Annotated in this window: 17 protein-coding genes; 11 read left to right on the top strand and 6 right to left on the bottom strand. The window is 61.7% G+C overall.

What is annotated here, in order from left to right; all coding sequences use genetic code 11:
- The first annotated feature begins 443 nt into the window (after positions 1–443).
- Both AC0L30_RS12815 and AC0L30_RS12810 read left to right on the top strand, forming a co-directional pair.
- Complete coding sequence (locus AC0L30_RS12815) at positions 444–692, top strand: hypothetical protein (protein ID WP_007596106.1); 249 nt, start codon at positions 444–446, stop codon at positions 690–692.
- A 302-nt stretch (positions 693–994) separates the two neighbouring features.
- Positions 995–1378, top strand: coding sequence for a hypothetical protein (locus AC0L30_RS12810; protein ID WP_007596113.1), 384 nt, complete (start codon positions 995–997; stop codon positions 1376–1378).
- A 1086-nt stretch (positions 1379–2464) separates the two neighbouring features.
- Here the strand turns inward: AC0L30_RS12810 and AC0L30_RS12805 are convergent.
- Positions 2465–3490, bottom strand: a complete 1026-nt coding sequence (locus AC0L30_RS12805) for an aldo/keto reductase (RefSeq protein ID WP_473366487.1) — start codon at positions 3488–3490, stop codon at positions 2465–2467.
- Positions 3491–3691: 201 nt separating this feature from the next.
- Here AC0L30_RS12805 and AC0L30_RS12800 point away from each other — a divergent pair, with 201 nt between their 5' ends.
- The gene (locus AC0L30_RS12800; RefSeq protein WP_473404403.1) at positions 3692–4591 is read left to right on the top strand and encodes an SMP-30/gluconolactonase/LRE family protein; all 900 of its coding nucleotides are present in this window, start codon (positions 3692–3694) and stop codon (positions 4589–4591) included.
- 15 nt (positions 4592–4606) lie between these two features.
- Here AC0L30_RS12800 and AC0L30_RS12795 read toward each other — a convergent pair whose 3' ends face one another.
- The 4 genes from AC0L30_RS12795 to AC0L30_RS12780 form a co-directional block, all read right to left on the bottom strand.
- Positions 4607–5566 carry an ABC transporter permease gene (locus AC0L30_RS12795; protein ID WP_007596117.1) on the bottom strand — a complete coding sequence of 320 codons (960 nt, stop codon included), beginning with the start codon at positions 5564–5566 and terminating at the stop codon, positions 4607–4609.
- Positions 5563–6675: an ABC transporter permease gene (locus AC0L30_RS12790; protein ID WP_007596118.1), complete on the bottom strand. Its 1113-nt coding sequence runs from the start codon at positions 6673–6675 to the stop codon at positions 5563–5565. The genes AC0L30_RS12795 and AC0L30_RS12790 overlap by 4 nt, the downstream gene beginning before the upstream one ends.
- Complete coding sequence (locus AC0L30_RS12785; RefSeq protein WP_219681621.1) at positions 6668–8209, bottom strand: sugar ABC transporter ATP-binding protein; 1542 nt, start codon at positions 8207–8209, stop codon at positions 6668–6670. The genes AC0L30_RS12790 and AC0L30_RS12785 overlap by 8 nt, the downstream gene beginning before the upstream one ends.
- Positions 8210–8275: 66 nt before the next feature.
- Positions 8276–9406, bottom strand: coding sequence for a sugar ABC transporter substrate-binding protein (locus AC0L30_RS12780; RefSeq protein WP_473366489.1), 1131 nt, complete (start codon positions 9404–9406; stop codon positions 8276–8278).
- 690 nt (positions 9407–10096) lie between these two features.
- On the opposite strand from AC0L30_RS12780, the gene AC0L30_RS12775 reads away from it, so the two are divergent.
- The 8 genes from AC0L30_RS12775 to AC0L30_RS12740 all read left to right on the top strand — a co-directional run bounded on the left by AC0L30_RS12775 (position 10097) and on the right by AC0L30_RS12740 (position 19024).
- Positions 10097–11098: an autoinducer 2 ABC transporter substrate-binding protein gene (locus tag AC0L30_RS12775; RefSeq protein WP_219681623.1), complete on the top strand. Its 1002-nt coding sequence runs from the start codon at positions 10097–10099 to the stop codon at positions 11096–11098.
- Positions 11099–11207: 109 nt separating this feature from the next.
- Positions 11208–12692 (top strand): sugar ABC transporter ATP-binding protein, encoded by a 1485-nt coding sequence (locus AC0L30_RS12770; RefSeq protein WP_473255908.1) that lies wholly within the window; start codon positions 11208–11210, stop codon positions 12690–12692.
- The gene (locus tag AC0L30_RS12765; protein ID WP_007596125.1) at positions 12685–13689 is read left to right on the top strand and encodes an ABC transporter permease; all 1005 of its coding nucleotides are present in this window, start codon (positions 12685–12687) and stop codon (positions 13687–13689) included. The genes AC0L30_RS12770 and AC0L30_RS12765 overlap by 8 nt, the downstream gene beginning before the upstream one ends.
- Positions 13686–14693 carry an ABC transporter permease gene (locus AC0L30_RS12760; RefSeq protein WP_007596126.1) on the top strand — a complete coding sequence of 336 codons (1008 nt, stop codon included), beginning with the start codon at positions 13686–13688 and terminating at the stop codon, positions 14691–14693. Before AC0L30_RS12765 ends, AC0L30_RS12760 begins: the two co-directional genes overlap by 4 nt.
- A gap of 6 nt (positions 14694–14699) precedes the next feature.
- Positions 14700–16118, top strand: a complete 1419-nt coding sequence (locus tag AC0L30_RS12755; RefSeq protein ID WP_473404402.1) for an FGGY-family carbohydrate kinase — start codon at positions 14700–14702, stop codon at positions 16116–16118.
- Positions 16115–16828, top strand: a complete 714-nt coding sequence (locus AC0L30_RS12750) for a class II aldolase/adducin family protein (protein ID WP_473404401.1) — start codon at positions 16115–16117, stop codon at positions 16826–16828. Before AC0L30_RS12755 ends, AC0L30_RS12750 begins: the two co-directional genes overlap by 4 nt.
- Positions 16829–17220: 392 nt before the next feature.
- On the top strand, positions 17221–18003 hold the full coding sequence (locus AC0L30_RS12745; protein WP_007596129.1) for a Crp/Fnr family transcriptional regulator: 783 nt from the start codon (positions 17221–17223) through the stop codon (positions 18001–18003).
- A 211-nt stretch (positions 18004–18214) separates the two neighbouring features.
- Entirely contained in the window at positions 18215–19024 is an 810-nt protein-coding gene (locus AC0L30_RS12740; protein WP_473404400.1) for a hypothetical protein, read from the top strand.
- 5 nt (positions 19025–19029) lie between these two features.
- Here the strand turns inward: AC0L30_RS12740 and AC0L30_RS12735 are convergent, their stop codons facing one another.
- Positions 19030–19317, bottom strand: a complete 288-nt coding sequence (locus tag AC0L30_RS12735) for a hypothetical protein (RefSeq protein WP_473404399.1) — start codon at positions 19315–19317, stop codon at positions 19030–19032.
- Positions 19318–19360 lie beyond the last annotated feature (43 nt).

Raw genomic sequence — 19360 nt, 5'->3', positions numbered from 1 at the left:
GCGTGGGCTCGGCGACGCGTTGGGTCATGTGCGATGCCCGTGCTCGTCGAACGCGCGGCCCTGATGTCGCCTGTTGCCGGCCACTCGCTGAGGTAGGAGATAGGCTTGCGGCGCATGGGGCGCCATTGAATTGCAGTTCATGATGTCGGCTGCGCGCCTGAGGAGCAGCACCAGTGCAAGAGCGACGCGTGTTGCCAATGTCGTGATCATCTTGTGGGCTCCGCTCCGAACTGCGCTGCATCGAACATATGAGCTCGACGCGCTCGCAGTCGTCCGGGGGACAACGGATGTTATGGATTCGCACGATCGTGGTTGCGACGTCACATCGGCTCACGGGCCGTTGAATTGCGGTGAGCAAATCGTGCATTTGAATCGGGCCCGATCGCGCACACCTCGACGACCAGCCGGCTTGGTCGGCCTGATGTCATCAAAGGAGAGAGCGAATGACCACGTCCAAACTGTTGTCGATGGGACTGATTGCGGCCGCCATGCTCGGCGGCCCCGCCATGGCGCGCGAGCATCACCGCCTCGTGCGGCAGCCCGCGATGGAGGCCGACACGGTCGCAACGAGCGCGCCGGTCTATCAGGGCGAACGTGGCTGCGTGCCGGCGCCGCGCGTCGGCGCCTTCGCCACCGCGCCGTGGACCGGCAACAACGTGCCTTGCGAGCCCGGCACCGGCAGCTTCTTCTGATCGCGCCAACGCATCCGGCCGGGTGACTTCGCCGGCCGGACGCGTATCGAATGACAGGGAGCGGACTGATCTCGTCAGCCCGCTCCTTTGCGTGCGTCGCGGCTACGCGCGGCGCAATCACCTTCGTGCGCGGCGAGCCCGATGTCTGACCCCAATGTCTGACGTCGAATTCAGTTGGATTGCCGCGCAGCGCTCCTACCTCTCCAGCGTCACACGCCCAGCCATCAAGCGGCCTCGCGCGCACCGCGCGACGCGGAAGCGGGCTTCAGGGATGACCGGGCTCAACACGAGAGGAGTTTTCCATGAAACGAGTGATCATGATTCTGGCAACAGCGGCGCTCGCCTCGACGCTCGCCATCGGCACGGCCGACGCGCACGGCGGCGGTGGTGGTGGCGGCGGCCACGGCGGATTTGGCGGTGGCGGATTCGGCGGCGGACATGCGGGCTTTGGCGGCGGCGCGCATTTCGGCGGCATGGGGCACGAGGGCGGCTTCGGCGGCGGCGCCCGGTTCGGCGGCGAGCACCTAGGCTTCGGCGATCATGCCGCAACCCGCGGCTTCGGCCAGCACGCGTTTCACCGCGATGGCCGCTTCCGCCCCGGATATGGATTCTACGGCGCCGGTCCGGATTGCTATGATTGGTACGAGCTGCATCCCGGCCAGCCGGTGCCGCTGAGCTGCAGCTAGCCAGTCACGCACTTGTAGCAGCGCTGGTAAGATGGGTAGAGCGAAGCGAAATCCATCATGTTTCATCCGCGCGGAAGCATGATGGGTTTCGCAAGTGCTCTACCCATCCTACGGCCTAACAGGCATAGCTTCGCATCCTCGCGGCGCATTTCGCCCGAGCTTTGCTTCGTCACTCCACCCTCTAAGCCAAGAGGGCGCAGGAAAGGCCGGGTGCTGACCTCGCACCCGCGGTCCGCTGCGCGAAAATGGTGCGCAAGGAAACCGCACAGCAGCATACAGGTGGTGCCAATCACTCGGCCTTCCCTGCGCGATGGTTGGACGGCTTATGCCGTGCTCTCCCGGGAGCCGAGTTCTCTTTGGCCTCCCTCGCCTTCGCGAAATTCACCGGCACCGCGCCGGTTGACGCAGATGCCGCATTCGCCAGGGCTTGACCGTAGCAACGACGGCCAGGACCACACGGTTTTGCCGTACGCACGGTTCGCCATTTCGCCGCAGTTTTTCCAGCCCTGTCGACAGAGCCGGAAACTTACAGACGAGACGAAGCCTAGCAGCGCCGCTCGTCGGAACGAAGCCTTGGGCTCACGGAGAGCAATCCGCCCTGCCCTTGGCCACTCGCACCCGAACGCTGCCGCGTCCACCGCAAGCCCGGCTCGCGAACGTGACGACCACAAGATCGCCCCTCAAGGATGAGCCGGGATGAGCGACACATACGCCAAAACCGAATTTCGGTAAAGTGGAATATTTTTGTGGGGAGGGGTTGACGGAGTGGCGGGTGTTTTGCCCGACGGGTAGTCCTCCCATAGGTCAAAGCCGCACATGCGAAGCTCGGGGAAATCGTAGCGGGAGACCGCTACGGTGCCAAACCCACTACTGTGGAGGCGCTGTTCGCTTACCGGAGGGCAGCTTAACCCCCGACCTCGTGCCTTGATAGCCCGCCAGAAGCCGCCGTTCTTACGCGGTCCACGCACGCCCGCGCATCGATGCAAAAATTCACGATTCCGACCGTATCATTCGGTGCACCTCTCCCCCGCGGAGAGAGGTGATCCGAGTCCTCGCCTTGTACCGATTCAAGCGCGTTCATCCGGTCTAGCTCGGAACAGGGGCTTCCGATTCCAGCAGGGACGCGGCCTTGAGATCGCTCCAGAGCGCGGCTGGCACCGTGGTGGTCAGCGCTGCCACGTTGCGCTCGACCTCCTGCGCATTATGCGCCCCGAGGACCACGCTCGCGACCGCGGGATGACCGAGCGCAAAATGTAGAGCGGCCGTCGGCAGCGCTACGTCATGAGTTGCGCAGATACGCTGGATTTCGGCAACCTTCGAAAGGATATGCGGCGGTGCGTCCTGATAATTGTACTTGGCGCCCTTGGTGGCGCCCGTCGCCAGAATTCCCGAATTGAACACGCCGCCGAGCAGCACCGCGATGCCCTGCTTCAGCGCCAGCGGCATGAACTCTTCGAGTGCTGGCTGCTCCAGCAGCGAATAGCGCCCCGCGAGCAGCATCACCTCGAAGGATCCGGCCTGCGCGAAGCGCACGCACATCTCGGCCTCGTTGACGCCGATCCCGATGCCCGCGACCACACCTTCGGAACGAAGTTTGTCCAGCGCTACATAGGCCCCGGACATCGCTTCGCGAAACCGGTCCTCGATCGCGTCCTTGCCGTGGGTCCACACATCGACATCGTGGATTAGCAGCAGGTCGATCCGGTCGGTGCCAAGCCGCAACAGCGACTGCTCGACCGAGCGCATGGTGCCGTCATAGGAATAGTCGACGACGGCCCGGTGCGGCTGTCCGCCAACAAATCCGGACCGAGTCTCCGGCTGGTGAAACGGATCCATCCAGCGACCCGTCTTGGTGCAAAGCACCACATCCTTGCGGGGCACGCGCCGGAGCGCCGTTCCGCAGCGATGCTCCGACAGGCCGTTGCCATAGTGCGGTGATGTATCGAGCAGATTGATGCCGAGCTCGAAGGCGCGGCTCGCGGCGGCGATCGCAGTGTGGTCGTCGAGCTCGAGAAAGAGATCGCCGAGCGGTGCGGTTCCGAACCCGAGGATGGAGACTTCGAGACCGGTCCGGCCAAGTGTGCGGCGCGGCAAAGCTGATTGCGAAATCATGGTGGATTGCTCTTCCTTCTTCGCGCCTTGATCGCGCGCTCGTCTCATTGCAGCGACGCGCAGCGTATGTATTTGCCGTCGGGTGTCAACGCGAGGATTGCGGGTCTCGTACAAGACTATTCCGCTCATACATTCGGGTTGCTAAGAAAAGCGGAACCGGCACGCGGGCACTTCACGACCTGCGGCAACGAAGGAGGAACGATGCTCCCCTATGTCACGCACGATCCACGCTTTGCCCGCCTGGTCTTTGGTCACGCCAATCTCGAAAAACTCACCAGCGGCTGCCGCTGGGCCGAAGGACCCGCTTACTTTCCGGCCGGCCGCTATTTGATCTGGTCCGACATTCCGAGCAACCGGATGATGCGCTTCGACGAGACGGATTCATCGGTGTCGGTGTTCCGCTCGCCGAGCTTCAACTCGAACGGCAACACGACCGATCGCGAGGGGCGGCTGGTCACTTGCGAGCACTTCATGCGCCGCATCACCCGGACCGAGCACGACGGCTCCATCACGGTGCTTGCCGAGCAGTTCGAAGGGCGTCGGCTGAACTCGCCCAACGATGTCGTGGTGAAATCGGACGGCTCGATCTGGTTTTCGGATCCGACCTACGGCATCGACAGCGATTACGAGGGCCGACATGCCAAATCCGAGATTGGCGCCTCCAACGTGTACCGGATCGATCCAGCGGGCGGCGAGATCAGCCTAGTCGTCTCTGACCGCGTGCAGCCGAACGGGCTGGCGTTCTCGCCAGACGAGAAGCTGCTTTATGTCGCCGATACCGGCGCGACCCACGTCGACGGGCTGCCCGCGACGATCTGGTCCTACAAGGTGCAGGGAGACAAGGTCGCTGAGCCCTCGCTGTTTTCCACCTGCCCCGACGGGCTCTATGACGGATTTCGCTGCGACATCCATGGCAACATCTGGACGTCGGCGGGACGGAGCGTGTTCTGCTACGGGACCGACGGGACGCATATCGGCACGATCCCGATCGGTGAGATCGTGGCGAATGTCTGTTTCGGCGGTCCACGGCGCAACCGCCTGTACATTTGCGGACAGACCTCGTTGTATTCGATCTTCCTCAATACGCGCGCGGCCGTGTAAGCTTAGGCCGGCCATCTAGCTCGTGACGCGTTCGCCCCGCCCGTAGACGAGCAGCATGAAGATGATAACGAGACCATAGATCACCTGGCGGCCCGCCTCCGGCATCTCCATGATCGACAATACACTGTTGAGGAGCACGATCAGGACGACGCCGATCAGCGTGCCGAGATAGCGGCCGCGGCCGCCGAGGATGTTGGTGCCTCCAATCACGACGGCGGCGATCGAGGGCAGCAGATAGGCGTCTCCCATGCCTTGGTAGGCCTTGGTGGAATAGCCGGCGAGCAGCACGCCCGCGAGCGCGGCAGCAAGGCCGCAGAGCACGAAGCAGACCACCGTGACGCGGCGCGTGTTGACGCCGGCCAGATAGGCCGCCGCCTCTTTGTTGCCGATGGCGTAGATGTAGCGGCCGAGCGACATGCGCTGCAGGATGACGACCACCAGCACGGACACCGCGGCCCAGACGAACAGCGCGTTGGGAATGCCGAGCGTACGATCGCCCGCCAGCATCCGCATCAGGTCGGTCGCCCCGGTCTGCGGTGCGTAGCCGCCAGTATGCGCGACCATCAGGCCGCGCATCACGGCGTTCACGCCCAACGTAAAGATCATCGAGGGGACCCGCAGATACGCGACCCCGACGCCGTTGACGAGCCCGACCAGAACGCCGACCCCGAGCCCGACCGGAATTGCGAGAGGACCGCCGACCGAGGTCGCCATCATGGCCGCGGCGGCGAGCGTCCAGGGCACCGACAGATCGATCTGCGCGATCAGGATCACGATCATCATGCCGGCCGAGACGATCCCGAGGAACGCACCGATCTGCAATTGCTGCAGAAGATAGGCCGGAGACAACAGGGGAGCGCTGCCGAAACGGGCGAATGTGTAAACCGTACCCGCGACGAGAATGACGACGATGAACGCCGCCGCAATCAGGATCGGGCGATCGTCGCGCGAGAGGCTGAATGAGGCCGCCGTCATCGAAACAGCTCCAACGTGTTCTTGACGCGCAGCATACCCAACGCGCCGATGCTGACGGCAGCGAGCAGGATCACGCCCTCGAACAGCGGCTGCAGAAGAGGGGCAATGTCGAAGATGCGGAAGAAGAAGGAAATCACGCGCAAGACCATGGCGCCGAAGATCGACCCGATCGCACTGCCGGTTCCGCCAAGCAGCGACGTGCCGCCGATCACCACGGAGGCTATCGAGTTGAGCGTATAGGCGCCGGCCTGCGGAATGTCCGCATTCCCAGACGAAGTCTGGATAGCAAGGAAGAGACCGCCGCAGCCGGCGAAGAAGCCCGCGAGCGTGAAGGCGGCGATCTTGGCGCGCTCGATCGGAAGGCCGGACATATAAGCCGCGCCCTCGGCCGAGCCGATCGCATAGACGGCGCGGCCGAGAACGGAGCGGCGGAACGGCACCCACACCAGCAGCGGAATGAGAACGAGAAGCACAAAGGGCACCGGGATCCAGGCGAACGGCGCAAACCAGGCAGCCGCGCCATCGTCGAAGATGTGCACGGTCGAGGCGAAATCGCCGAGCGAGTTAGTCAGCGCCCAGTTCAGATCAACATCGATCTTGCCGCCCGGGGTCGGACGCAGGAAAAGCGCGATGCCGATGTAGACCGCGCCGGTCGCAAGCGTCGCGATGATCGGCTGGATGCGCCCATAGACGACGACGCAACCATTGATAAAGCCGGCAGCCGCGCCGATCGCAAGGCACACGGCGATCCCGAGCAGAATGCCGCTCACGCCGCCCGGAAAGGTGCCGAGGCCGAGATGCACGCCGAACATGTCGAGATGCAGCGGCGCACCACCTGCCGCGCCGGTCAGGAGGTAGCTCGCAAAGCAGCCCACCATGGTCATGACCGCTCCGACGGAGAGATCAAGGCCCGACATCAAGACCGGCACTGTCTGCGCCATCGCCAGCATGGCGAGCGCAAAGATTTCGTCGCCATTCTGCACCAGCACGGCGGAGGAGAAACCGCGGGGATGCGCGGCGTTGTAGAAAATGTAGAGGGCACAGAACAACAGGATGGCGGTGACCAGACCGATGTTCTGGCGGATCCTGATCGCGATATCGTCAAGCATGCGCCGCCCCCGCTGCGGTATCGGTGTCGACATTCAGGGAGCTTGCGACAATGTTGGTCTCGGTGAGGTCGTCGCCCTCGAGCTCGCGCACGATGCGGCCGTCATACATGATGACGACGCGGTCGCAGCAGCCGATCAGCTCGTCATAGTCGGTCGAGTAGAACAGGATTGCGGCGCCCTGGTCGGCGAGTTCGCGCATCAGCCGGTAGAGCTCCTGCTTGGTGCCTACGTCGATTCCGCGCGTGGGATCGTTGAGCAGGATGATGCGCGGATCGGTCATCAGCCATTTGGCGAGCACGACCTTCTGCTGGTTTCCGCCCGACAGCGTCGAGACCGCATCACTCGCTGCGTCCAACTTGATCTGTAGCCTCGCGATGGCTCGCTGGATCGCGGTGCGTTCCCGGCCGGTATCGATGAATGGGCCAGTGGAAAGCGCGTCGAGCGATGCGATCGCAAGATTGTCCGCGATCGACATCGGCAGCATCAGTCCTTCGGTCTTGCGGTCCTCAGGGACGAGCGCGATGCCGACCGATTTTGCCGCCGCCGGGGAGCCGGGACGTACTTCGCGATCCGCCACCGTGAGACGACCAGTGACGCCGCGCAAAACACCGAACAGAGCAAGCAACAGGGATTTCTGGCCCTGCCCGTCGAGACCGCCGAGCCCGACGATCTCGCCGGCGCCGATGCTCAGTGAAATGCGATCGAGCTGCCTCTCCCAGCACAGGTTCTCGAGCGCCAGCACCGGCTTCGCGGCATTTCGCGCAGGCTTGGGCGGATACTGGGCCGCGATGTCACGCCCGATCATGAGCTGGATGATATCGGCGGTCGAACGCCTCCCCTTGTCGAAGGTCTCGATATGGCGGCCGTTGCGAAACACCGAGGCGCGGTCGGCGAGCGCCTCGACCTCGTGCATGCGGTGCGAGATGTACAGGATTGCGACGCCCGCGGCCTTGAGCCGTGCCAGCATCGCATAAACCTTCTCCACATCGGCGCTCGTCAGTGCCGATGTCGCCTCGTCGAGGATAAGCAACTGCGGCCGCTTGCCGAGCGCCTTCGCGATCTCGACCACCTGGCGCCTCGATAGGGGCAGATCGCGCACGCGCCTCAGGGGGTTGACGTCCTCACAGCCGATCTCGGACAACAGTTCTTCGGCGCGGCGGCGCTGGGCCTTCGCATCGATCAGGCCGAACCGCCGCGGCGGGGATGCAATGGAGATGTTGTCCGCGACCGAGAGGTCGGGCATCAGCGATAGCTCCTGAAAGATGCAGACGACGCCGGCTGCATTCGCCGCCGACGGCGTGGCGAAGCTGACCTCGCTCCCCGCGAGGCGCATGCGGCCGCTGTCGGGCTGCACCACACCGGCAATGATCTTGATCAGGGTCGACTTGCCGGCGCCGTTCTCGCCCAGCACGGCGTGGATCTTGCCGCGCTCGCAGGCGAAATCGACCCCTTCCAGCGCCCGAACGCCGGCATAGCGCTTGGAGATGCCGGCAAGCTCCAGGAAGGCGGATTGCGTCGGGTCGGCAACCGGCATGCCCGGGCCTTCACGCGACGGCGGCCCGGCGAATGCCGGGCCGTGACAGAGACATCGCTGGAGCCGTCACTGGGTGTTCTTCTCGCTCTGCGACATGATCTCCGGCGCAGTGAAGTTCACGCCGCACGGCGTGAACTGATTCGGCGCGAAGAAGTTGGCATTGAGCTCAGGCCAGTAATTCGTGCCGGGCTTGAGATCCTTGTAGGTCGCCACTGGAATCGGGATCGAGATCAGCTGCGGCATAATGTTGCCCTGCAGCGCCGAGATCGCCGCCTTGGTCGCGATCGCCACCAGCGCCGGCGATTGGCCGTAGGACATTCCCTTCAGTCCGTCCTTGGCGTGATCGGCGATCTGCTTGCGGTATTCGTTCTCGCCCTCACCCGACATCGGCACAAAGGGATGCTTGGCAGCCATCAGCGCCTGCACGGTGCCGTCGGATCCGCCCTGGGTGAATACTCCATCGAAATGGCCATGCACTGCTAGCGCATCCGCAGTCACCTTCTGCGAGGTGCCGGTGTCCCAATTACCCACCACCTCGGTGATTTTGAAGCTGTTGCCGGGCGATTCTATTACCTCGCGGAAACCGAGATGACGGTCGCGGTCGACGGAATTTCCCGGCAGGCCGCGGACTTCAAGGATGTCGCCGGATTTCTTGCCGCTCTCGTCGATCAGCCATTTGGCCGACATCCGGCCCATTTCCTTCTGGTCCTCGTTGACCATCATCACCTTGTCGGTGTCGAGGACGTTGTCGAACGGCACCACCACGACGTTGTTCTTGTCGGCAAGACGGATGATGCGATCAAAACCGTCGGGAGCGACCGCAATGGTAACGATTGCGTCGAAGCCTTGGTTGATGAAGTCCTCCATCGCGCCAAGTTGCGCCGCCACATCGGTCCCGGTGGAAACGACCTTGAACTCCTTGATGTTCTCTTTGATACCCGGCTGATCGGCGAAAGCCTTGGCAGTCTTCACCATCTGGATGCGCCAGGTGTTGCCGACAAAACCGTTGACCAGCGCGATCCTGTAGGGGCCCGCCTTCTTGGGCCACTGAAAGAATTTGGTCTCGGACGACCATGGCTTGAAGCAGGCGGGGTCGGCGCCCGGGCCGGAGACGACCTTAGGACCTGCCAGAGCACTCACCGATGACAACAGCAAGCCGGCGCAAGCCAGCCCCGTCAGACGAAGCGTCCACACCATGTCGTGTCTCCCTGAGCGTTTGTGTTCCACCCTAACGCGGCGCGTAGCCATGCCGGGAATTGACCTTCCCGTGCGCGTGTTGCGTTAGGATGGCACGCAACTTGCGATGCTGACAAGCCGAGGGCGGACGCTCCGGCGCGAGACACGATCTGCACGCACGGCCAACCGACGACAATTGCGGGAAGCAGAAAACGTAACAATGACAGTCGGATGTTCGTGGGCGGCAAGGGATTGTGCAACGGCGAAGCTGGCCGTGGCCGGCCTTTCATGGTGGCATCCACGCGCGTGACGAAAAAAATGACACTCAGGGAAAAGTGTGAATCGCGACGCGAAGCCGAACGAAGCCCGCTTGCTGAAGCTGGGTTGAAGCCAGAAGCCCGGACTACTTGCTTTCGTCCGGCAGGGTCGCGTAGCGCTCCTTCGCTGAGATGATCGCTGTAGGAACGCCGATCGCTCGCAGCTCCTCACTCAGCAGCTCGAAGACGCGATCAGGTATCGCACTGCGACGTGGCTGGCGAACATCTCGCTTGCTTGACACGTTCTGGAGTGCCGGTCTCTAATCTCCCTCAAGGTCCTGCGGTTGGACAGGCAACTCTTTCTGCCCCCAAGCAAGAACAGGCTCGACTGCCCCCACCCATCGACTCTCAGATCGAGGGTGCGGAATCCAAGATAGTTTCCTGGGAGGGAACAATGGACAGACGTCAGACGCTCAAGCTGATCGGTGGTACGGCCGCGTTTGCCGGTGCCGGTTTTCCGGGCCTTGCCTTTGCGCAAGCCCAAAAGGAAATGGTCACGGTCGTGAAGATCGCGGGAATTCCGTGGTTCAACGCACTTGAAAAGGGAATCCAGAAGGGTGCGAAGGACTTCAGCATTAATGCCACTATGGTTGGCCCGGCGAACGTCGATCCGGCACAGCAAGTAAAGCTCCTTGAGGATCTGATTGCCAAGAAAGTCAACGTGATCGGCTTGGTCCCGCTTGATGTAAAAGTCTGCGAGCCCGTGCTGAAGCGCGCCCAGGCCGCCGGAATCAAGGTCATCACGCATGAGGGTCCGGAACAGGAAGGTCGTGACTGGAATGTGGAATTGATCGACTCCGTTCGCTTCGGCGAGGTGCAGATGGAACGTCTCGCCAAGGACATGGGCGGCGAAGGTGATTATGTGGTCTATGTCGGGACTCTTACGACGCCGCTTCACAACAAATGGGCCGATGCCGCGATTGCCTACCAGCAGAAGAATTTTCCGAAAATGAAGCTCGTCGCCGACCGCTTCCCCGGCGCCGACGAGATCGACACCAGCCAACGCACGACGCTCGACGTGATCAAGGCCTATCCGAACCTGCGTGGTATTCTCGGCTTCGGTTCGAATGGACCTATCGGGGCCGGAAATGCTGTGCGTCAGCAACGCCTTGGCAAGAAGATCGCCGTGGTCGGCACCGTGCTGCCGAGCCAGGCGAAGTCGCTTATCGCGGACGATACGATCCGCGAAGGTTTTCTGTGGAATCCCACCGATGCGGGTTACGCGATGGTCGCGGTGGCCAAACTCGTGCTCGATGGCAAACCGATCACGGATGGCGTCGATGTACCCGGCCTTGGCAAGGCAGCCGTCGACGTTGCAGGAAAGCAGATCAAGGTGGACAAGATCATGCGCATCAACAAGGAAACCATCGACGGGTTGATCGCCGGAGGGCTCTAGGCCGACACCCGTTTAGTCGCCTCATCGCGCTGCATTCCCGGCCCTTCCGGTCGGGAATGCAGTACCACTCGAGTGATCGCACGATCGAACGTCCATTGCAGGCGAACCTTTGGCGACTTTCCTGGAGATGTCCGACATATCGAAGCGCTTCGGCGGCGTGCACGCGCTCCGCGGCGTCGATTTCACTCTGGAAGTCGGCGAGGTGCATTGCCTGGTCGGTGAAAACGGCTCCGGAAAATCCACACTGATCAAGATCATTTCGGGCGTCGAGGCAGCGGAGCCTGGCGGCCGTATCGCAATTTCCGGCAAGGAATATCCCAAACTAAACCCGGTCTACTCCACGCATTGCGGCATTCAGGTCATCTACCAGGATCTTTCGCTATTCCCCAACCTCACCGTCGCCGAGAATATCGCGATGGCGCACCATCTTGGCGGCCTCCATTCGGTGAACTGGGCCTCAATGCGCGCCACCGCGAAGACCACAATGGCAAGGATCGGCGTCGAGTTCGACCCGGACGCGAAAGTCTCAGAGCTCAGCATTGCCGGACGCCAGCTGATCGCGATCTGCCGCGCCTTGGCTGCGGATGCCAAACTCCTGATTATGGATGAGCCGACGGCATCGTTGACCCGCCACGAGGTGAACGCCCTGATCGCGCTCGTAAGGGAGCTGAAGCGTGCTGGCATCTGCGTCGTTTTCGTCAGTCACCGTCTCGACGAGGTGCTTGAAATCGCCGAACGCGTAACGGTACTGCGGGATGGCGCCAAAGTCGGTACTTTTGCTGCAGACACAATCGACGGTGGGAAACTCAGCCATCTGATGACCGGTAAGTCCTTCGAGTATCAGGTACAGGCGCCTGAGCTTGCGGCTGGCCCGGTCGTGCTGGAAGTGAAGGGCCTTGGCCGCCAGGGTGAGTATGAGGATGTAAGCTTGCAGTTGCGCGCAGGGGAAGTGGTGGGTCTCACCGGTCTGCTCGGCTCGGGTCGAACCGAACTCGCGCTATCGCTGTTCGGCATGAAGCCGCCCGACCGCGGCACCATCGCGCTTGACGGGCAGCCGATCGCGCTCCGGACAAATGCAGAGGCGATCGATCGAGGGATCGCCTATGTATCCGAGGATAGGCTTACGCTTGGTCTCATCCTGAATCAGTCCGTCACGGCGAACGTCACGCTCACGGTGCTGGAACGTCTGGCTGGCGCATTCGGCCTGATTGCCGCAGGCGCGCGACAGAGCCATGTGGCTCGGTGGGTTGCCGAACTCGGGATTAAGGTCTCCAACCCGGCCAACGCGGTGAAGACCCTCTCCGGGGGCAATCAGCAGCGGGTCGTGCTCGCCAAATGGATGGCGACCAGCCCGCGGGTGCTTATCCTCGATAGTCCTACGGTGGGCGTCGACATCAGCGCCAAGGACGGAATCTATGAAATCATCCGGCGGCTGGCCCGCGACGGCGTTGCGGTGCTGATGATATCAGACGAAATCCCGGAGGTCCTTTATCATAGTCATCGCGTGCTGGTGATGCGGGAAGGGCGTTTGACAACCGATGTGGCTGCCGCAGCCACTTCCGAAGATGCGCTTCGGCAGGCCGTCAATGCCTGAATCGCGCATTGCATCATTTGGGAGGTTTCGTCGCAGCCATGAGTTCTGGCTGCTGATGGTAATCCTCGGGCTCTGCGCCAGCTTGGGCTTCGCGAATGCCCAATTCCTGACCGTGCAGAATCTGTTTGATCTGCTGACCTCCTACGCCTTCGTCGGCATCCTGGCGCTCGGACTATTGGTCGTGCTGATCGCCGGGGGTATCGACATCTCGTTCACCGCCACCGCGTCGGTGGCGCAATATGTCACACTCTCGCTTGCCAATGCTTACGGCGCGAACTGGATCAGCGTCTTTGCGATCGCGATTGGGATTGGCGGTGCGCTGGGTGCCCTCAACGCGATCTTCATCCAGAAACTTCGAATACCATCGATCATCGTTTCGGTCGCAACTCTGAACATTTTCTATGGACTTCTGATCTTCTTCACCGGCGGCAAATACATCTATTCGTTGCCCGACTGGTTTGCGACCGGAATATTCTGGTTCGAATTCGAATGGGGCAAGGATAGCTCGTACGGCATCAACCTGCAGATCCTTGCGCTCGCGCTGGCGTTTCTCGTCACCTGGCTCCTGCTTAATCGAACTAATATCGGCCGGCAAATCTATGCCATGGGAGGCAATGCCGACGCTGCACAGCGGCTCGGCTTCCACATTTTCGGTCTCAACATACTGGTCTATTGCTACATGGGTGTCATGGCCGGAATCGCCTCCCTGATCCAGGCACAACTCGCGCAATCCGTTGCCCCGACAGTGCTGGTAGGCAAGGAACTCGATGTGGTCGCCGCCGTCGTGCTGGGCGGCGCCAGCTTGATGGGCGGCGTCGGCACAGTCCTCGGCACGTTTTTGGGCCTGACACTGCTCGCGGTGCTCCAAAACGGAATCATTTTGTTGGGCGTTTCGTCCTACTGGTCGCCGTTCTTCGTCGGTTTGGTTATTCTCATTTCGGTCTCAGCGACCGCCTGGTCCCAGCGAGAGCGGCGAACCCGGAGCGCGCGCCGATGAGCAATGCGCCCGCCCTCTCGCTTCGCCGGCGTATGGTCGGCCTCGCCGGCAGCGGCACGGTCACCACCCTCACCCTGCTGTTGTTCGCGCTCTGGGTGGCGTTCGCGATCACGATCGGCGACCGGTTCTTCTCGGTCAACACGCTGCAATCCATGGCTTTCCAGATGCCCGAACTCGGCATCCTCTCACTTGCGATGATGCTGGCCTTGCTATCCGGCGGACTCAACCTTTCGATCATCGCGACCGCCAATCTGTCCGGACTGACCATCGCCTTCCTGCTGACGCACTACATCCCGGGGAGTCAGGGCCTTGCCTGGGTCGGCATTCAGGTGCTGGCGATCGCTGCAGGATTCGCAGTGGCCGCATTGGTCGGCCTCCTCAACGGTTTTGTCATCGCCTATCTCGGCGTTTCGCCGATCCTGGCCACGCTCGGCACGATGACGCTCTGCAAGGGCATCGCGATCGGCCTGTCGCGCGGTAACGTCATCTCCGGATTTCCGGAGCCCATTGTATTTATCGGCAATGGAACGGTTTTCGGGGTACCCTTTGCTTTGATCGTACTTGTGTTCTGCGCCTTGCCCGTCGCGCTCATGCTGAACGCGACGCCGTTCGGGGCAAAGGTTTACATGATCGGCTCGAACGAGAAGGCGACCCGCTACTCCGGCGTCGATACCCGCGCCGTCCTCCTCAAACTCTATGTGTTTTCCAGCTTGCTCGCGGGCGTGGCAGCGGTGGTCATGTTGGCACGTTTCAATTCGGCCAACGCAGCATACGGCGAGAGCTATCTGTTGGTCACCATTCTCGCGGCCGTCCTCGGCGGCATCGATCCGTTTGGTGGCTTCGGCAAAGTCGGCGGGCTATTGCTTGCGCTGATCATCCTTCAGGTGATCTCATCGGCATTCAACCTTCTGAACCTCAGCCAATTCCTCACGCTGGCGATCTGGGGTGGAATCTTGATTGCCGTCGCGGCGGTTCCTCATTTCGCCGGCAAAGCGCCGCGGTAGCCAGCGATGATGCGCTCGATCGCCTCGCCCCGTATCGCAGTTCTCGACATTGGCAAGACCAATCTCAAACTGCTAGTGGCGAGCGAGGACGGCTGGCCGCTCGAAACACATGCGCTTCCAAATGTGCCGATGACTCAGGGCTCGTACCTCGCCTATGACCTTGCCGGGTTAGAAGAGTGGTTTCTCGATACCCTTGCCGTCGTGTCTCAACGCCATGCCATTGGAGCCGTGATCGTGGCTGCGCATGGATGCGGTGCGGTTCTCGTCGACGGTGATACGCCAGTGCTGCCGATGATGGACTATGATGCCGTCTCTCCACCGGCAATCGATGAAGCATATGCGCGAATCGCGCCCGGTTGCGATGAAGTGTTTTGCGGAATCGGAGGGGCGATGCGGCTAGGAAAACAGCTGCTGTGGCAGGAAAGCGCGTATCCCCTCGAATTCGCCCGCGCAAAAACCTATCTGACCACCGCGCAGTTTTTTGCCTTGCGGCTTGGCGGATGTGCGGCCAGTGAAATCTCACAGCTCGCGGCTCAGAGCCATATCTGGGACCTCATCCACCAGCAGCCTTCTTCTCTTATGCGCAAGCGCGGCTGGACACATCTGCTGCCCGAATGCGTACCCGCCGGCGAGGTGCTAGGGACAGTTTCGGAATCCGTAGCCAGGCGCTCCGGCCTGGCGCAATCGACCGAGATCCTCTGTGGCGTCCATGATTCCAACGCCAACCTGTTCCGCTACAAGGCCGCCGGCATGGCCGATGCCACGATCCTATCGACCGGTACCTGGATGATCGGCTTTCAGCGCGGCCTCCCCCTGGACAAACTCGATTGCACGCGCGCGATGGTTCTCAATATCGATGTCGATGGCGAGAATGCGCCTTCGACATTGATCGCGACCGGCCGCGAATACGACCTGATCCGCGGGAACAATTGTGCTTCCGATGCAGCCGTCCTTGCCGCATTGCCCACCCTGCTGTCGAGGGGAACCCTGGCGCTCCCCTCATTCGTCGGCGATGATGGACTGTTTCCGGGCGCGGCTCGCCGCGGACGGGTCATCGGACCGCCCCCCGAAACGCCTGCCGAATGGCAGGCATTAGCGGTGCTCTACGCAGCATTCAGCGCAAACCGCTGTCTTGATGCGCTCGAGAGCTCACAACGCATAGTCATCGATGGTGGCTTTGCCGCAAACCTGCCCTTCGCCCGTTGCCTTGCGACTTTGCGATCCTCGCAGAGCGTCTGGGTGAGTCGGTCTCCGGACGGAACGGCGCTTGGCGCTGCGCTGCTGTGGCGGCGGTTCTCGCGTACGCTGCCGGTTTCGAGCGTGATCCTTGAAGCCGTCACATCACTCAGCAACGATGGGTTCGAACCGCGCGACCTTTCCGCCGCCTACCAGTCCTGGATCGCTTTCTCGGAGCCGTCTTCATGACAGACCATAATCATGCCGATCTCCGCCAAGGCATTGTCGATACCTGCAGGGAGATGAATCGAAACGGCCTCAATCAGGGCACATCCGGCAATCTTTCGCACCGGATTCCAAACGGCATGCTGATCACGCCTACCAGTCTGCCCTATGATCGGATGCGGCCAGACGACATTGTCGCGATGGATTTTGCCGCGAACTACCAGGGCAACCATCGGCCTTCATCCGAATGGCGCTTTCATCGCGATATTCTGCGAGCACGCGAAGACGTCAACGTCGTGCTGCATACGCATTCCACCTTCAGCACGATTCTCGCCGTTCATGAGCGTCGCATTCCCTGCTTCCACTATATGGTTGCAGTTGCGGGTGGCAACGATGTGCACTGTACGCCATATGCTTGTTTCGGCACTCAGGCACTATCGGACTACGCCCTCAAGGCTCTCGAAGATCGCAACGCTTGCCTCCTTGGCCATCATGGCTTGATCGTAACGGCCCAAACGTTCGAAAAGGCGCTTTGGCTCGCCGTGGAGGTGGAGACGCTGGCGAAGATGTATGTCCATGCGTTGGCTATCGGCGAGCCGCCGCGCCTCAGCGACGCTGAAATGGCGCAGGTACATCAGCAGATGAAACGCATGGGATACGGCCAGGCGCCTGACCTTGACGATGTCGGCGATGTTCCGCGCGCCCTCCCTGAGTCGAAACGGACGGCACATTGATGGTGGATTTTCGCGGACAGCTGCCACCAAGTTCGCTCAGCACCGGCCACGCAGAACGAAGGCCGAGGCCGGATGTACGGGTTTGACCGTCACAGCCCTTGGGCAGAAGACGTGCGCGAACAATCAGGCTTGCCCGCTTCACCGCTCAAGAGATCAACGACTTAGCTTGTCGATCGGCTCCGCGCAATTGCGGCAGGATACGCCGCCCTCACCGGGAGAAGAACCTCGTCATCGACGCAGACCTGATCCCGGGCGCCGATGGCGCGTCGCCTTTTTCGCGCGTGCGGGGCAGACAAACAATCACCTGCATGGAGCGAAACTATCAAAGTTTAATGCGTTCTGTCGTTCTCATCGATCAAATTGGGGACGGGTTCTGAGTTATTAGGCGACCAATGCAGGCAGGATTTGCGTTCTCCAAGCTCGCCGACCGGTTGGCGAGCCTCACTCCCGTAACGGCTGACGATCTCCACCTGCTCGCGGACATGGCAAGCACAATCGCGCATCTCAGTTCGCGTCAGGCCGTTTTGCGGCATGGCGATGATACCACCCAGTGCTGCCTGCTGCTTCAGGGATATCTGTCCTGGCAGGATGCAGAGAGTGCGGACGGGCAGATCACGTCAATCCATGTTCCCGGGGACATCGCCGATCTACACACGCTTTATCGTCCTCGCGTTGACGGCAACCTGATCGCACTCGGCCCGGCCATCGTCGCTCTCGTGCCACACCGCTTCTTTCACGATTTGTCCGCGCGTTCGCCCGCGATGTCTCGCGCATTGCTGCTGATGCTGCTCACCAGCCACGCCATTCAGCGCAACTGGACGGTGAACCTGGGCAGCCGTGATGCATTGACGCGTGTTGCGCATCTGCTGTGCGAGATCACTACCCGCCTGCAAAGCGTCGGCTTGGCGAGAGATCTCAGGTTGCCATCACCCTTTACCCAATCGGACCTTGCGGCAGCGTGCAGCATTTCCCCAGTGCACGCCAACCGCACAATTCAGGAACTGCGACGATGCAACCTCCTGCAATGGCAGGGTAAGACGGTAACGATCACGGACTGGCCGGGACTCGTGCGGCTCGCAAGATTCGATCCGACTTATCTGGGGATTCCGTCCAGCCGCGACGATGCGTCGTCCTCGCGTCTCAGGCCACTTACGGCGGACCTTGCGCTCGCTTGAGCCCGTTTCGGACGACACCTTGACGGATTGCGGAGCGTGCAATCAGGGCCTGCCGCGCTTCTCCAATGACATCATCCCAATTATCTGGCGTCCTCTGATGAAACAGCCGCAGGCTCGGATACCAAAGGGAGTGGGACTCGGATGACGGCCAGCGCCAGTCGCAATCCGCATGCAACAAGACCCACGCATCACAGCCGAGTGCTCCCGCGAGATGGGCCACCATGGTATCGACGCAAATGAGCAGATCGAGCCGCTGGAGGAGATGACCGAGAACCGTAATGTCAGGCGTGCTGACGTCCCTCGCGCCGATCTCGGCCAGTTCGCGCGCTCGGGCCCCGCGTTGCAGCGAGCAGAGCGTCACGCCGGGAACGTCAAGTTGCCCCAACAGGGACGGCGGGATGGTCCTTCGTTTGTCCCAGTTGCCGACTTCCCAAACCAGACCGACGGCAAGCCTTCGCAGTCCAAGACCTGGAACTTCAAGACCTGGAACTTCAAGACCTGGAACTTCAAGACCTGGAACTTCAAGACCTCGAAGTTCAAGACCTCGCACTTGCGCAAGTGCTGGCGCGACCGCCGGCGGCAGCGATACGTAAGGTGCCCGCATCTCGACGTGCTCCCGCCCCGCCCTTATGGCATGCGGCACCTCCATGATTTCGACATCGACTTCGAAGTCGACCTCAGGCGTACCATCATGGAGCGCAAAGGCCCGATCGACGCCAGCCGTTCGCTCGACCAGCGGCAGAAGCTCGCCCTGGCACCAGACCGTGACCCGGCGCGCGACGTCACGAAGCGGCCGCATGAAGCGCAGGAACTGGATGGTGTCGCCGAGCCCGTGGTAGCAGCGGACCAGCACATCCTTGCCCGTCAGCTCCTCGCCGCGCCAGATACGCTGCAGGTGACGAGGCCCGGTGTGCTTGGGTGGATACGCAAGCATCGCCAGATCGCGGTCGCTGATCGCCCAGGCACGTTCGAAGTCGCCTGCCCGCATCGCTTCCGTCCAACTAACCGACACTCGCGGTGATCCGATCAACGCCGCACGAATTTGTGAAAACGGCTCATCTTGCCATCCTTGGTGCGGTCCTGGTGAAGGAACGCGATGCCGGTCTCGTCGAACTTCGCGAAGAATTCGTCCCAGCTGATCCGGTCGAGACCTTCGTCGAGCGGATCGAAATCGATGCGCAGGATACCGGCGTGTCCGTCCTCCTCGGTAGCCTTGACCGTCGCGGGCTTTCCGCCGCGTTCCTCCGCCCATTTCCTGATCACGTCATGGCTGGTGGTCTGCTGGGCTTCGCTGGTTTGTGATTTGGTTGACATGTCACACCTCGACTGCTGACAAAGAGCGAGCGACGAATAGGTC

It is taken from the genome of Bradyrhizobium sp. MI1.11 (assembly GCF_055811255.1).
This window is presented reverse-complemented; position numbering and strand designations above follow the sequence as displayed.